The 15,640-nt window shown below is 64.9% G+C and carries 13 protein-coding genes and 1 tRNA gene; 8 read left to right on the forward strand and 6 right to left on the reverse strand.

Annotated elements, in window-relative coordinates; genetic code table 11:
- The first annotated feature begins 304 nt into the window (after positions 1-304).
- From ACWGCN_RS23860 to ACWGCN_RS23870, 3 genes are all read left to right on the forward strand, one after another.
- Complete coding sequence (locus ACWGCN_RS23860) at positions 305-4,825, forward strand: RHS repeat-associated core domain-containing protein (protein ID WP_452458812.1); 4,521 nt, start codon at positions 305-307, stop codon at positions 4,823-4,825.
- 499 nt (positions 4,826-5,324) lie between these two features.
- Positions 5,325-5,750 carry a hypothetical protein gene (locus ACWGCN_RS23865; RefSeq protein ID WP_452458811.1) on the forward strand — a complete coding sequence of 142 codons (426 nt, stop codon included), beginning with the start codon at positions 5,325-5,327 and terminating at the stop codon, positions 5,748-5,750.
- Positions 5,751-5,964: 214 nt separating this feature from the next.
- The gene (locus tag ACWGCN_RS23870; protein WP_452458810.1) at positions 5,965-6,966 is read left to right on the forward strand and encodes a 1-aminocyclopropane-1-carboxylate deaminase/D-cysteine desulfhydrase; all 1,002 of its coding nucleotides are present in this window, start codon (positions 5,965-5,967) and stop codon (positions 6,964-6,966) included.
- Positions 6,967-6,999: 33 nt separating this feature from the next.
- On the opposite strand, the gene ACWGCN_RS23875 is transcribed toward ACWGCN_RS23870, so the two are convergent.
- Both ACWGCN_RS23875 and ACWGCN_RS23880 read right to left on the reverse strand, forming a co-directional pair.
- Positions 7,000-8,223, reverse strand: a complete 1,224-nt coding sequence (locus ACWGCN_RS23875; protein ID WP_452450113.1) for an RNA polymerase sigma factor — start codon at positions 8,221-8,223, stop codon at positions 7,000-7,002.
- Positions 8,220-8,567 carry a YciI family protein gene (locus tag ACWGCN_RS23880; protein WP_387446296.1) on the reverse strand — a complete coding sequence of 116 codons (348 nt, stop codon included), beginning with the start codon at positions 8,565-8,567 and terminating at the stop codon, positions 8,220-8,222. The genes ACWGCN_RS23875 and ACWGCN_RS23880 overlap by 4 nt, the downstream gene beginning before the upstream one ends.
- Positions 8,568-8,764: 197 nt before the next feature.
- Between ACWGCN_RS23880 and ACWGCN_RS23885 the strand changes: the two genes are divergently transcribed.
- Positions 8,765-9,085 carry an AbrB/MazE/SpoVT family DNA-binding domain-containing protein gene (locus tag ACWGCN_RS23885; protein WP_452458809.1) on the forward strand — a complete coding sequence of 107 codons (321 nt, stop codon included), beginning with the start codon at positions 8,765-8,767 and terminating at the stop codon, positions 9,083-9,085.
- Between the two features lie 322 nt (positions 9,086-9,407).
- Here ACWGCN_RS23885 and ACWGCN_RS23890 read toward each other — a convergent pair whose 3' ends face one another.
- From ACWGCN_RS23890 to ACWGCN_RS23905, 4 genes are all read right to left on the reverse strand, one after another.
- Positions 9,408-10,043 carry a LysE family translocator gene (locus ACWGCN_RS23890; protein WP_452458808.1) on the reverse strand — a complete coding sequence of 212 codons (636 nt, stop codon included), beginning with the start codon at positions 10,041-10,043 and terminating at the stop codon, positions 9,408-9,410.
- Positions 10,044-10,126: 83 nt separating this feature from the next.
- Positions 10,127-10,198, reverse strand: a tRNA-Thr gene (locus ACWGCN_RS23895).
- Positions 10,199-10,274: 76 nt separating this feature from the next.
- Positions 10,275-10,511, reverse strand: a complete 237-nt coding sequence (locus ACWGCN_RS23900; RefSeq protein WP_022565839.1) for an MbtH family protein — start codon at positions 10,509-10,511, stop codon at positions 10,275-10,277.
- A gap of 130 nt (positions 10,512-10,641) precedes the next feature.
- Positions 10,642-11,475, reverse strand: coding sequence for an alpha/beta fold hydrolase (locus tag ACWGCN_RS23905; RefSeq protein ID WP_379314840.1), 834 nt, complete (start codon positions 11,473-11,475; stop codon positions 10,642-10,644).
- Positions 11,476-11,649: 174 nt separating this feature from the next.
- Here ACWGCN_RS23905 and ACWGCN_RS23910 point away from each other — a divergent pair, with 174 nt between their 5' ends.
- The 4 genes from ACWGCN_RS23910 (at position 11,650) to ACWGCN_RS23925 (ending at position 15,612) form a co-directional block, all read left to right on the forward strand.
- The gene (locus ACWGCN_RS23910; RefSeq protein WP_165610244.1) at positions 11,650-11,808 is read left to right on the forward strand and encodes a hypothetical protein; all 159 of its coding nucleotides are present in this window, start codon (positions 11,650-11,652) and stop codon (positions 11,806-11,808) included.
- Positions 11,809-11,852: 44 nt separating this feature from the next.
- A complete protein-coding gene (locus tag ACWGCN_RS23915) occupies positions 11,853-13,382 on the forward strand; it encodes an alpha,alpha-trehalose-phosphate synthase (UDP-forming) (protein WP_378990802.1) in 1,530 nt (509 codons plus the stop codon).
- A 65-nt stretch (positions 13,383-13,447) separates the two neighbouring features.
- Positions 13,448-14,161, forward strand: coding sequence for a response regulator transcription factor (locus ACWGCN_RS23920; protein ID WP_378990627.1), 714 nt, complete (start codon positions 13,448-13,450; stop codon positions 14,159-14,161).
- Positions 14,158-15,612, forward strand: a complete 1,455-nt coding sequence (locus tag ACWGCN_RS23925) for a sensor histidine kinase (RefSeq protein ID WP_452458807.1) — start codon at positions 14,158-14,160, stop codon at positions 15,610-15,612. The genes ACWGCN_RS23920 and ACWGCN_RS23925 overlap by 4 nt, the downstream gene beginning before the upstream one ends.
- The last annotated feature ends 28 nt before the right edge of the window (positions 15,613-15,640 follow it).

Below are 15,640 nucleotides of genomic sequence, written 5' to 3' on the forward strand. Positions count from 1 at the left end.
CCTTGCGGTTCCATCGATTTCACCACCGGTACCAGCCCTCGGGATTCCAGTACGCTCATCCCTTGGCACTGCGTGCCGCAGGGTCATGGCGACCGGTTCGGACCGGGCCGATCAAGTTCGACACCGCAGGTCGCGGGCAGGGTTGCCCGCTGAGCAGGGGTGGCATCACACCAGGGGGTGGGACACTGAATATGACAAGAGCAGGCGGAGAACTCAGCTCGAACATGTCTGCGGTCACGGACGCGTTCACAATTCGTGACACCACCAACGCCACTGCGCTCAAGACCCAAGAGTCCGGTCTGTAATGGCCGCCAATCCCCTGATCGCGGCTAAGGAAGACACCACCGACTGGTCCACCGGTATCAGCCTGGTCAGCTCGGTCACCGACCTGTCCGACGCGATCTCGGGCGGTTCCTGGATCGAAGTAGGTCTGGGTGTCGTCGGTCTCGGCGCCGAAGCGGTTTCGTTGGTCGTGGACCCACTCGGCACCTTGGCCGGTTACGGCGTGGGTTGGCTGATCGAGCACTGCCAACCATTGCAGGATGCCCTGGATTGGATCGCGGGTGACCCCGCGCAGATCGAGGCTTATGCCAAGACCTGGGACAACGTTGCCGCCCGAATCAGCGAGGTAGCGACCGCCCAAAATGCCGCGGTTACAGCCGATGTCGCGGATTGGACTGGTCAAACCGCCACCGCCTACAAATCGGCGGCGTCGAACACCACCAACTTGCTCACTGCGGCCAACACCGCCGCGACCGCGGCAGCTTCGGCGATCCGGATGGCGGGTGGGATCGTGGCCGCGGTTCGCGAGACCGTGCGTGACTTGGTAGCCCAGACTGTTGGTCGTCTTGCGGTGTGGGCGGCGGAGTTGGTGTTCTCGGTCGGTCTGGCGACCCCGCTGGTCGCGGTCCAAGCCACCGCTTACATCGCGAAGACTGTCGCGACGATTTCGAAGTTGTTCTCGAAGTTGGCCAAGACGATGTCGAAGCTGAAGCCGTTGCTCAAGCAGTTGAAGTCGGCATTCGGCGATATCGCGAAGGCGTTCAAGAAGACCCCGTCCAAGACCTCGAAGAACGCCGACACCACCACCACGAGCCCCGCGGCCGCGAAGAACACCGACACCTCGACAACACCGGCGACTACGAAACAGCCTGACACACCGACGAATCCGTCGAGTACACCCGACACACCGTCCAAAACCACCGACAACCCAGACACCCCGGGCAGCACGAAACCCGCGAACACCCCGAGCGATACCAGCAAGCTTCCCGACCAAACCGATTCGCAGAAACCCGACCTCAACAAAACCGCGAAACAAACCACCGACTGCGGTGACCCGGTCGACGTCGCGACCGGCGAATTCCTGCTCCCCGCAACCGATATCGAACTCCCCGGCGTACTGACACTGATGTTGACCCGCCGGCACCGCTCGTCCTACCGCTTCGGCCGATGGTTCGGGCCTTCCTGGGCCGCGACCCTGGACATGCGCGTCGAAGTCGACCAGGTCGGAGTCCGGTTCGTCGGACCCGACGGCGAACTGTGGCAGTTCCCCCACACCGCCCCCGACGTCCCAGTCCGGCCGGTCCACCAGGGCACCCGCGCGACCATGACCCGCACCGAAACCGGCGGATACTCAGTCCACGACCCAGACCGCGAACTCACCTACATATTCCGACCGACCGTGGCGGACGGGCCCGAAACCGCACTCGGCACCTATCCGATCACCGAGATCACCGACCACCACCACAACCGAATCACCTTCCACTACACCAGCACCGGCCAACCCACCGAAGTCACCCACACCGGCGGATACCGCGTCCGCATCGACACCACCGACGACCGCGTCACCGGCCTGACCGTCCTCGCCACCACCCCCACCGGCGAGCCGCTGGAAACGACTGTTCGCGAGTTCGGTTACACAGCAGGTGATCTCACCACGGTCACCAACGGTGTCGGCGCGACCACGACCTTCGCCTACGACAACGAACACCGGATGCTGTCGTGGCGCGACTCCCGCGGCACCGAAATGCGCAACACCTACGACCGATCCGGACGGGTCATCGAACAGGTCGGCACCGACAACATCCTGTCGGCGACTTTCACGTATGAGGCGATTGTCGACTTCCGCCGCTCGCGCACTCATCACACGAACTCCCTCGGCGCCACCACCACCTTCGAGTTCGACGAAGACCTCTGCCTACGCAACCTGATCGACCCACGCGGTGCCACCTCGATCACCGACTACAACGAGTACCGCCAACCAGTCCGCCACGTCGACGCCTACGCCAACACCACCGTCTACCTCTACAACCCCGACGGCGACCTGGTCCTGGTCCGACGCCCCGACCAACAAACCATCAGCATCAGCTACACCGCACCACGGCGTCCGGCCACGATCACCGACGTCGACGGCACCACCACCACCCGCACCTACGACGACCATGGCAACCTCACCAGCGTCACGGATGCGGACGGTGTCACCACTGCTTACACCCATCATCGGTGCGGTGCACCGGCCTCGGTCACGCTTTCGACCGGTGCCACCACCAGCATCGACGTCGACGACGCCGGCCTACCGATCCGGATCGTCGAACCCGGCAACGCCGTCACTGTCGTCGAACGCGACATGTTCGGTCGACCGGTCACGATCACAGATCCCCTCGGCTACACGAGCATCAACCGATACTCGGTCGAGGGAAAGCGGCTGTCACGTACCGATGCTGATGGCACTGTCCAGTCGTGGACCTATGACGGTGAAGCGAACCTACTCACCCACACCAACCAAGTCGGTGCGATCACCCGCTACACATACGGCACTTTCGATCTGGTAGCCACCCGCGAAACCCCCGATGGTGCGGTTACCTCCTACACCCACGACACCGAACGTCGGCTCACCTCGGTCACCAACCCACTCGGTGATACCTGGACCTACGAATACGACCCGGCTGGAAATGTCTGCACCGAAACCGATTTCAACGGCTCAGTCATTTGCACCGACTACGACCTCCTCAACCGGCCCAGCATCATTACCACACCCACCGGTGTCCAACGCCGCCTCACCTTCGACATCCTGGGCCGGTTCACCGGTGTCAGCACAGACACCGGTGAATGGATCACCAACACTTACACCCCGACCGGGCAACTCGCGACCGCCCGAAACGGGATCCATGCTGACGTGGTCCATTCGGTCACCTTCGCCCACACTCCAGCGGGCCGAGTCCTGACCCAGCACGTCGACGGAAGACCTGTCACCTACGACTACGACGAACACGGCCGCCGCATCGGATACTCGACTCCCAGCGGCGCGTCGACCAAATATGAACGCACCCCGACCGGGCGAATCTCCGCACTAACTACTAACGGGCACCGATTCGACTTCACCCACGACTCGATCGGACGCCAGAACAGCTGGCACAGTGCCGGTATCGGACAACACAACATCTATAGCGCGTCTGGCCAGACCGTCAGCCGTGAACTCGTCCGACTCGACCCGCGCACCAGCACCCCCACCCGACTCCTCGAACGCGACGAATATGCTTGGCGCCCCGACGGTTACATCACCAGCCACACCACCACGTCACCCACCACCAGTCGTCGCCGCGACTACACCCTCGACGCCCTCGGCCGAATCACTCACATCGCCGCCCCAAGCGACGGTGTCACCGAGCAGTACAGCTACGACGCCCTGTCGAACCTCACTACGGCCGAGATTCCCTCATCACCAGCACCATCTGATCCTGTCCCGCCCGACAACAACCCATCCGAACCTGCAACTGATCCGCGGTTCGAATACCGCAACAACCTCCTTATCCGAGCCGGTCGCATCCGCTACCACTACGACACCGCCGGCCGCCTCATCCGTAAAGAAAAGACCCGGATCTCCCGCAAACCCGCCATCTGGCACTACCGCTACAACGCCTTCGATCAGCTCACCGAAGTCACCACCCCCGACAACGACACCTGGACCTACACCTACGACCCCTTCGGCCGCCGAACCACCAAACGTCACCGATCGAGCGAAACCCGCTTCTCCTGGGAGGGAATCCATCTCGCCGAACAAACCACCACTACCGCAAATTCTGGCGCCCAAACCCACACCTGGGCCAACCATCCCATCACTCATGTCCCCCTCACACAATCGGTCGACGACCAATTCTGGGCAATCGTCACCAACCTCCAGGGCGCCCCAATTCACCTCGCCGACCCCACCACCGGCGAAATCGCCTCAACAGCCACCACTACCCTCTGGGGTCAGACTATCTGGACGGGCACCACTACGCCCCACCGATTCCAAGGCCAACAACACGATCCTGAAACCGGCCTCCACTACAACCACCACCGTTACTACGACCCAGAAACCGGTCGCTATCTCACCCAAGATCCACTCGGGCTCGCACCCGCGCCTAACCCGGCGACGTATCCACGGAATCCGACGCGTTGGTCGGACTCCCTAGGGCTCGCGCCTGACTGCGATGGCGGAATTGCTCTAGGCTTCAGCGAAATCGATGGCGACCCGATGGCTCTACAGGATTTTGCCAGTTCGGTCGGGGCGCGGTCGTATCATGACTGGCCTTCGCAGGGCGATGATTGGGTCAATGAATTTCAAAATTTTGTACAAGATCCAGATACTCCTGTCCATTTCAACCTCGACGGACTCGATGACCAAGAGTGGATCACTTCAGCTGGACGAGCAAGAGGAACTGACCCAATTTTCGACGGCCATGTAACCCCCTGGGAATTGTCGTATATCATGGATAATCGCAGCTCGTTGTCGAACGTGTTCTTCTATCGAAACGGAAGTCGGTATGACAACCCCTTCACCTGATCGCGAGTATACGAGAATTGATGGCGATCTTCCGATCCACTTTGGATTCAAGTTCAGGCCGTGGCGCTACAACCTTTCTCTGTCGGAATTGGAGCTACGCAGTTTCGACAGGTCTCCGGATCCGACTTTTGTATCTATTAGATTCTTCAGCGTATTCGCTTTGAAAATGAAGACGTTGTTCAACACTATGACGATCGACCTGGCCGACCGATCTCAGTCCCTGGAGATACTCCAGATTTCGGAGGTGGATGAATCTAAATGGGGTCGAATCAAGTGCCTGGCGTTGAAATCTGGCGATGTGGACAGTTTGGTTGCATGCACCAGTTATTCTATTCGACTTTACCCTCATGGATTTCCGTCGGCCAGCACGGTTACCCGGAATCCGAGCGAGTAAGGGGGAACGACAGTACGGTTCGGCGCCGGGGCGAGCGACACTTGCTCTTTCGCCCAGGAAACGATGTACTGGGCTCCGGTTCGTTCCTATCGGAAGGTTTCGCAGATGCGTTTGACCGTTGGACTCACCACCGTCGTTGCGATATCCCTACTCGGGGCAGGCACAGCGTCGGCGGAGGTACGCGATGCGAAGATTCAGTGCCTCGGTTCGAACGCGAACTTCCACCTGTACCCGTTCTATCTGTCGCTGGTGGCGACCTCATCGGACGACCGACCCGGCACCATTTCGATTCAGCCCCGCGGCGATTCGAACTTCGGTCCCTTCGGCTATCACGCGACCGTGAACTGGACCAATCTCGACACCGGCGAATCCGGCGTCGTCGCCCAGGACGGCACCGTCGGCGCCGACATGCCGAGCTTCGACGTGAACACCGGCTGGGGCACGGTCCGCCTGACCGGTGCGGTAGGCACCTCCGGTCTGTCCGCGGGCCAGACCATGCAGTGCTCCGGCGCAGACCTCTACGTGCCGTAGCGCTCGTCAGCCGGGCGGATCATCGAGCGACGACACCGCCGTTCGCGCCACGGGCAGCAGGATTTCGTAGCGAGCCGGCTCGCTCGGTCACGGCATGGGCGGCGGCGATTTCGGTGAGCGCGCGGAGCGGATTCGATACGGTAGGCAGTAGCGAATCCGAGGAGGAAAATGTGCCGCGCCCACGGATCGGCGACTGGTTCCGCGACACCGGCCGATGAATACTCCGCTTCTGCACCAACGCTTTCCACGCCTGCGCGAATCCCTGCCGCATATCGGACTGAGCTCCGGCCCGACACCGGTCCGTAGGCTCGATGCGCTGCCTACCGGTGGCGCGCCGGTCTGGCTCAAGGACGACGGCGCGTTCGGTGACGGCGGGTGGGGTGGCAACAAAGTCCGCAAGCTGGAATGGATCCTGCCCGACGCGCACTGGCGCGGCTCCCGGACCATCCTGACCGTCGGCGGATTGGGGACGAACTGGGGACTGGCCGTCGCCCTGTACGCACGCGATCACGGGCTCGGCACCGCGCTCGCCCTCGTCGACCAGCCCGTGGACGAGCACGTTCGTGCCCAGCTGAACCGACTCGAGAACTGTGGCGCCGCGCTGTATTTCACGCATTCGAAGACGCGGACCATCCTCACCGCGCCGATGCTGCTCGCCCGGCACACCACTGGGTGGCATCTGCCCTACTTCCTGCCGCCCGGCGGGTCCTCGCCGGTCGGTGTCCTCGGTTACGTCGAGGCCGCGCTCGAACTGGCCGGACAAGTAGACCGCGGCGAGCTACCCGAGCCCACCCACCTCGTGACCGCCGTCGGATCCGGCGGCACGATCGCGGGGCTGCAGCTCGGATTGCGGATGGCGGGCTTGACGACCCGGGCAGTCGGTGTCGTCGTCAACGACACGCTGCGGTTGGACCCGGCGACGATCACCCGGCTCGCCCGCCGTACCGCGCGCCTGCTGCGTCAGCGAGGCGCGGACCTGTCCGATCTCGAACCGCGAGTCGAGGACATCGATATCGTCACCGACTGGCTCGGCAGCGGCTACGGCCACCCGACGTCGGAAGGCGAACGCGCTCAAACCTTGTCAGGCGACCGCGAGCACCTGCACCTCGAACCGGTCTACACCGCCAAGGCCATGGCGGCGCTGCTGGCGATGAACGAGCAGGGCGCATTCGGCGACGACCCCGTCCTCTACCTCAACACGAACGGGCCGCGCTGACCAAGCGAGTCCATGCCGGACGTCACAGCAGTTCTACACAAGATGCTCACGCCTCCTGCTCAGGTACGCGCGCTCGGCGGGGTTCTGCGTGGCGGCAATCGCGGCGTCGTAGGCCGATCTCGCCTCGGCGCTGCGCCCCAACCGGCGCAGCAGGTCGGCGCGGGCGGCGTACCAGGCATGATAGCCGTCGAGTGGCAGTGAATCTATCTGTGCCAGCGCCACATTGGGGCCGTCCAGTTCGGCGATGGCGACGGCTCGGTTGAGGGCGACGATCGCGGTCGGGGTGACGGTGTAGAGCTGGTCGTAGAGGGCGACGATCTGGTTCCAGTCGGTGTCGCGGGGGTCGGCCGCGTCGGTGTGGACCGCGTTGATCGCCGCCATGATCTGATAGCGACCAGGTGGGTCGCCGCCTGCCGCGACTCGGCGCAGGCATTCGCGTACCAGCGCGTGTCCCTCGGCGATGAGGGTGTGGTCCCAGCCGCCGCGGTCCTGCTCGTCGAGCGTCACCAGCTCCCCGCCCGCGAAACGTGCCGCGCTGCGGGCGTCGATGAGCAACATCAGCGCGAGCAACCCGGCAACCTCGCCGTCCTCGGGCAGCAGATCGCGCATGATGCGGCCGAGCCGAACGGCCTCGGCCGTCAGGTCGGCCCGAACAGATTGCGCGCCTGCCAGATACCCCTCGTTGAAGATGAGGTAGATGACCTCGAGCACACCGCCGAGCCGATCGGTGACGTCCTCGCGATCGGGCACGCGGAACGGGATGTGCGCGGCTTTGATCTTGGCCTTGGCGCGGGTGATGCGTTGCGCCATGGTCGTTTCGGCAACGAGAAACGCACGAGCGATCTCGCCGACGGTGAGCCCGCCGAGCAGGCGCAGTGTCAGCGCGACTCGCGCCTCCGGCGCCAATGCCGGATGGCAACAAGTGAAGACGAGCCGGAGACGGTCGTCGTTGATCGGTCCGGTCGGTTCGTGCGGTGTGTGATCGTCGATGATCATGGCTGCCTGGTGTTTCGCGTCGCGCAGTGATTCACGGCGGATCCGGTCGATCGCGCGGTTGCCCGCGGTCTTCGTCAGCCAGCCGCCCGGGTTGGGCGGTATGCCGTCGACCGGCCACCGTTCGATGGCGGTGAGCAGGGCCTCGCCCGCGGCGTCCTCGGCGATGTCAAGATCGCCGAACCGTCGAGCGAGCGAGGCGACCACCCGGCCGTACTCCTCGCGGTAGATCCGATCGATCCGGGCGCGAGTGTCGTCGCTCATGCGCCGTCGAACGTCCTGATCTCGATCTTCTGCTCGCAGACCTTCGACGCCCTGGCGGCGATCTTCAGCGCCGCATCGAGGTCGGGCGCCTCCACGACCCAGAACCCACCGAGGCATTCCTTGGTCTCGGCATACGGCCCGTCGGTGACAACCACGTCAGCACCGGTGTTGTCGACCGTGGTGGCCTCATCGATCCGTCCGAGCCCACCCGCGAAGACCCACGCCCCTTCGGCCCTGAGCTCGTCGTTGAACCTCCCCGTCGCCTCGTACTGCGGCTGCGCCTCCTCCTGCGGAATGTCATAAACACTCGGTTCGACAACAACGGAAAGCAGGTACTGAGTCATGGCGATTTCCCTTCCTCGGTGGCCGCCGATCGGCTGCCTCTACCCACACCACGAACGGGCCGACCCGGATACGACAACTCTCGACGAGATTCCCCGAATCTTCTCCGAAATGGGCGCATCGATCCACGAGCCTCGAGCATTCCGGGATAGCAGCTTTGCTGCTTGACCGCTTTACTGCTCAGCGGGATAGTGGGGCGATGGGCAATTTTCGCGGATACGCGGCAATCCAGGGACGTGGCACGGTCGCGCTGCCCGCCGAGCTTCGGAAGAAGTACCGGCTGGACGAGCCAGGTGCGCAGCTGGAGATCACCGAACGCGAAGACGGCGTGATCGAGCTTCGGCCCACCTTGCCGGTCCCAGTCGATGAGATCTGGTTCTGGAGCGAGGGCCACCAGGCAGCTGAACGCGAGGCCGAAGCCGATGCCGAAGCTGGGCGACACAGCACTTTCGACAACGCCGAATCGTTCTTGGCGCACCTCGACACGCTGGCGTCGGGGCCCAGCGAGGCGGTGGAGTGAAATACCGGACGCTTGCATCGTTCGATCGAGACTTGCGACGTCTGCCCGCTGAACATCAACGCATGTTTCAGCAAGCCCTACGCTCACTCTTCCTGCCGGCCATCGACGCCGGAGCGTTCGCGGGCTCACCACCTTGGCCGACACACCTGCGGATTCACAAACTGAGCAACTGCGAGGTCTACTCACTCACGTGGAATTTCACCTCACCGGACGGTAGGGCCACGTTCCACCTGGAGAAGACGAACGAGAGCGAGCCGATCCTGGTCTGGCGACGAATCGGCGACCACGGAATCTACGACCGCCCATAACGCCACCGCACCGGTCAGTTGGCCCCGGAGAACGCCACGCTGCTGCCCACTCCGATGATCATCGCCCCACCCACGCTGCCGACCGCCTCGAGTCGGCGCGGAGATCGCGCGAACCACGTCCGCACGGTGCCGGCGAGCAGGGCCCACGCACTGTCCGAAGCCATCTGAATCACGAGGAAGATCGCCCCGAGCACCAGCAGCTGTGCGGGCAGTGCGCCCGCCTCCGGCACTGTGAACTGCGGCAGGACCGCACCGAAGAACACCATCGTCTTGGGGTTGGTCGCGCCGACAACGAAGCCCTGCCACAGCACCCGCCGACCCGTGGTGTTCGGCACCTCCGCTTCGAGCGCTGTCACCAATTTCTTCCGGTCCCGAATCGTCACGACGCCCAAGTAGACGAGGTAACCGGCGCCGGCGACCTTCACGATCAGGAACAGCGCGGACGAAGCCATCAACACCGCCCCCAGCCCGAAGGCCACCGCGACCAGCGGAACCCCCGAGCCGGCCACCGCGCCGATCACCGACAGAATCGCCTGCCTGTGCCCCAGGGTGAGTGCCCGCCCGATAGCGAACAGCACATTCGGACCCGGAATCACGATGATGACGAACGCGGCAACCACGAATGCCGCCGCATGAGACAGCGGAACCATCCACCGACCCTAACCGGCCACTGCCACAATGGTCGCGAGACGAAAAAGGACCTGACCTGCTTTCACAGGTCAGGTCCTTGTCGAGCCCCCTGTCAGGATTGAACTGACGACCTTCGCTTTACAAGAGCGGTGCTCTACCACTGAGCTAAGGAGGCGGGTGGTGCGCGACTATCTTAGCCGCGCACGCCAACCGCGCGACACCGGATGGGTGTCACGCGGTGGCGGAGGAGATCAGGACTGGGCGCGGGCTGCGTCGTCGGCGGCCATCGCGTCACGCAGGCTCTTGGGCCGCATGTCGGTCCAGTTCTTCTCGACGTACTCGACGCACGCTGCCCGGCTTTCTTCGCCGAACACGACACGCCAGCCCGCCGGGACCTCCGCGAACGCGGGCCACAGGGAGTGCTGCTCTTCATCGTTGACCAGAACGAAGAAGCGGCCGTCCTCGTCGTCGAAGGGGTTGGTGCTCATTTCACCTCACTGGATACTGGCGCTGTGTACAGGATCACTGCGCGGCCGCGAAGCCACGAGCGTTGTGTCGACCCTAGCAAGGCATACGTTACTGGTAGGGAGTTACCCGATGCTGCCCCGGTCACGGCGGTCAGGCGGCGAAGAAGTCGAGCAAGATCTTGTTGATCGCCTCGGGTTGCTCCAGGTAGCCGTAGTGACCGGTATCCGGGACCTCCTGGTAGCGGGCGCCGGGAATGGCCTCGGCGACCTCACGCGAGAGGTACGGCGGAATCATCCGATCATCGGCGAACCCAATTGCCAAGCAGGGCACCGTAATCGAACGATACGCGGCGACCCGATCGAATTCGTGATCCATCGCTCGCTGGGCCCGGACACCGGCCGAGGGCGTCCCCACGCTGAACTCGAACAGATCGAGCCAGTCGCGCGCGGAGTTGGTGTCGGCCATCGTCGCGGGCGACAGATTCATCACCGCGCTCAACGCCGCCTCGAATTTCGCGGGGAGCTTCACCGCCGAGGCGTCGAGCTCCTGCTCACCCACCGACAACGTCTTCTGGAACTGATCCAGCCTGCCGTGTCCGGCCATGAACACGGCCTTGCGCACCAGATCGGGCCGGGCAAGCGCCAGCTCCTGCGCCACCCGCGCACCCATCGACGTGCCCGCGACCAGCGCGGGGCCTTCGTCGAGGAACTCGATGAGCGCGGCGGTATCGGCGACCAACTCCTCGATCCGCATCCCGCCCGGGGCCTCGAACGACGGCGCGATCCCACGGTTGTCGAACACGCAGACCCGGTAACCGGCCGCGACCAGCGCGGGAACCTGATGCAGCTCCCACACCCGGCCCGGCGAGCCCGTTCCCATGATCAACACCACCAGCGGACCACCGCCCTTGACGTCGGTGCCCTTGGTACGGTCGCCCTTGACCTGATAGTTCAGTGCGATGCCGTTCACCGTGGCAAGTGGCATGAAAGAAACCTCTCTGCGGGGTCGATCGTGTACTGCCCCACGGTAACGGGACCGCCACGACACGGCACCGGGGCGGGGTGTTACGCGTCGCTACTTCATCGGCCGTGCGCCGGCGCCCGATAGTATTGATCACTCGCAGGTAGAGCGCAGGGAAACCGGGAGGACGAACCCATTATGGCCGCGAAGAGCACCGCCAACGACATCGCCGACGACGAACTCGAGCCGCTTGCCGACGAGACCGCCCGCCAGGCACAGAAGGTCGTCGCGGCACACGCCGAAGACGCCGACGAATGCCGCATGCTGCTGTCGATGCTCGGCATCGCCCCCGCCTGACACAGCGCACCCCTGCGACGCATAAGGATGCGTGAGTGGACCAAATGATCGATCAACCGTCCAACGACCGTCCGTCCGAAAACAGTGAAACCCTCGTGCCGAACGGCGCTGGTTCGGGATTCGTTGTCGTCGCCAACCGGCTCCCGGTCGACCTCGAGCGCCTGCCCGACGGCACCACCAGGTGGAAGCGCAGCCCCGGCGGGCTGGTGACCGCGCTGGAACCGGTGCTGCGCAGCAACAAAGGCGCCTGGGTCGGCTGGGCAGGTGTGCCCGATGTCGAGGTCGAGCCGATCATCGAAGACGGGCTCGAGCTGTATCCGGTGCCGCTCACGGCGCAGGAGGTGGAGGACTACTACGAGGGGTTCTCCAACGGCACGCTCTGGCCGCTGTACCACGACGTGATCGTGCGCCCGGTGTACGACAGGGCGTGGTGGGCGGCCTATGTCGAGGTCAACCGGCGCTTCGCCGAGGAGACCGCGAAGGTGGCCGCCGAGGGCGCCACGGTGTGGGTGCAGGACTACCAGCTGCAGCTGGTTCCCAAGATGCTGCGCATGCTGCGCCCCGATCTGACCATCGGCTTCTTCCTGCACATCCCGTTCCCGCCGGTCGAACTGTTCATGCAGATGCCGTGGCGCACCGAGATCGTCGAGGGCTTGCTCGGCGCCGACCTGATCGGCTTCCACCTGCCCGGCGGCGCGCAGAACTTCCTCTACCTGGCCCGCAGACTGGCCGGTCAGCCCACCTCCCGCGGCACGATCGGGGTTCGCTCGAAACTGGGTGTCGTGCAGGTCGGTTTCCGCACGGTGCGCGTCGGCGCGTTCCCCATCTCGATCGATTCGGCCGAACTCGACGAGTCGTCGCGGCGTCGTTCGGTGCGCGAGCGGGCCGCGAAAATCCGTGCGGAGCTGGGCAATCCCAAGAACATCATGCTCGGCGTCGACCGCCTCGACTACACCAAGGGCATCGACATCCGGCTCAACGCGCTCCAGGAACTCCTCGAGGAGGGCCGCGTCGACCCGACCGAGACGGTGATGGTGCAGCTGGCCACCCCCAGCCGCGAACGCGTGCAGAGCTACATCAAGATGCGCGGCGACATCGAACGTCAGGTGGGCCGGATCAACGGTGAATTCGCCCGCGTCGGCTACCCGGTCGTGCACTACCTGCACCGCCCGATCCCCCGCGACGAGTTGATCGCATTCTTCATCGCCGCCGACGCCATGCTGGTGACGCCCCTGCGCGACGGCATGAACCTGGTGGCGAAGGAGTACGTGGCCTGCCACAGCGACCTCAACGGCGCCCTGGTGCTGAGCGAGTTCACCGGCGCCGCGGCCGAGCTGCGTCAGTCCTACCTGTGCAACCCGCACGACCTGGACAGCGTGAAGGACGCGATCATCGGCGCCCTCGACGACGATCGCGACACCAAGCGCCGCCGGATGCGGTCCCTGCGTCGCCAGGTGCTCACCCACGATGTCGAACGCTGGGCGCGCGCGTTCCTCGACGCGCTGTCGCAGGGCAATGTTGCGGGTTCGGCGCTGATGAGCGACGAGCAGACCTACCCCGCCGACCAACGCTAGCGGCACACAGCGACCTCACAGCGTCGGTCCAGCCACTTCCCAGCGGGGTGGTGGAGCATAGGGGCATGAGCGGTGTGCCTGATGTGCCCGAGGCGCGGGTACTCGTCGTCGACGACGAGCCGATGATCGTCGAGCTGCTGGCGGTGAGCCTGCGCTACCAGGGGTTCGAGGTGGCGACGGCGGCCGACGGCGCCGAGGCGCTGGATCGGGCGCGCACGTTCCGCCCGCAGGCGCTGATCGTCGACGTGATGATGCCCGGCATGGACGGCTTCGGCCTGCTGCGCCGGCTGCGCGCCGACGGGATCGACGCGCCGGTGCTGTTCCTGACCGCGCGCGACGAGGTGGACGACAAGATCACCGGGCTCACCCTCGGCGCCGACGACTACGTCACCAAGCCGTTCAGCCTGGAGGAGGTGGTGGCGCGGCTGCGGGTGATCCTGCGCCGCGCGGGCCACGCCGAACCCGAGAAGGCGAGCACCCGGTTGCGCTTCGCCGATATCGAACTCGACGACGACACGCACGAGGTGTGGAAAGCGGGCGAGCCGGTGGCCTTGTCCCCCACCGAGTTCACGCTGTTGCGCTATTTCATGGTGAACGCGGGCAGCGTGCTGAGCAAGCCCCGGATCCTGGATCACGTGTGGCGCTACGACTTCGGCGGCGAGGTGGGCGTGGTGGAGACCTACGTGTCCTACCTGCGCAAGAAGGTCGACACCGGCGAGCAGCGGCTGATCCACACGCTGCGCGGTGTCGGCTATGTGATGCGTGAGCCGACGCGGTGAGCAGACTTCCCCTGCGGGTGACGCTGGTGTTGATGCTGGTCGCGCTGGCCGGATTCGGTTTGGTCGCTTCGAGTTTCGTGGTGACCAAGGCGATGGAGAACTCGCTGCAGAATCGCACCGATCAGCAGTTGCAGGACGCGGCGATGGAGTGGGAGCGGCGGGTGGGGCTGCCCGCGCCGAATCTGCCGCCGCCCTCCTCGGAGTCCGGACAGCCGCCCGGGCGATATTTCGTGACCGCCGAGAGCACGGACGGCACCCGAAACGTGCGCCTCGACAACGTCTTCGGTACCGATTCCCAGCCCGACCTACCCGATCCGCCCGCGCTACAGCCGATTACGGTCGGCTCGACGGACGATTCGGGCGATCAGTGGCGGGTGCTCACTGTCAACGGTCATCGCGCCACGGCGACGGTCGCCTGGCCGCTGACCGAGAACATCGAGACGGTGCGCAATCTCGTTGTGCTGCAATTGATCGTCGGCGCGATCGTGCTGATCGCGCTGGCCATCGCGGCCTATTTCGTGGTGCGCGGCAGTCTGCGACCGCTGCACCGGGTCGAGGCGACAGCGGCGGCGATCGCCGGTGGCGAGCTGCATCATCGAATCCCGGTGCACGGCAACGTCACCGAGGTCGATCGACTGTCACAGTCGTTGAACAGCATGCTGACCCAGATCCAGCAGGCCTTCGCCGCCACCGAGGCCTCCGAGACCGCCGCGCGCGTTTCCGAGGCGAAGATGCGCCGTTTCGTCGCCGACGCCAGTCACGAACTGCGCACCCCGCTCACCACGATCCGCGGCTTCGCCGAGCTGTACCGTCAGGGCGCGACCACCGACCCCGCGATGTTCATGAACCGCATCGAACACGAGGCACAGCGCATGGGCCTGCTGGTCGAAGACCTGCTCATGCTCGCCCGACTCGATGCCCAGCGGCCCGTGGAACTGGGCCCGGTGGACCTGCTGGCCGTGGCAGGCGACGCGGTGCACAGCGCCCGCGCGGTCGAAGCCGCCGCGGGCCGACACCATCCGATCACCCTCGACATCGCCGAAGGTACCGGCACCCTGGAAGTCCGCGGCGACGAACACCGCCTGCGCCAGGTCCTCACCAACCTCCTCGACAACGCCCGCACCCACACCCCCGACGGCACCTCGATCACCGTCCGCCTGACCCCGGCCACCGACGAGGTCGGCCTCGAGGTCGTCGACACCGGCCCCGGCCTCACCACCGAAGACGCGAACCACGTCTTCGAACGCTTCTACCGTGCGGATATCTCCCGTACCCGCCGCGGCACGAGCGACAGCAACGCCACCATGACGAGCGGCAGCGGACTCGGCCTGTCGATCGTGGCGGCACTCGTCGCGGCCCACGGCGGCACCGTTCAGGTCGAGGCCACTCCGGGTGGTGGCGCGACCTTCGCCGTGCGGCTGCCACGCGGCGACCAGGCCGGCTCAGCGTGAGCACCGAGCCGGCTGGTCGCGGCGTGCA

The organism is Nocardia sp. NPDC055050, from assembly GCF_053608345.1.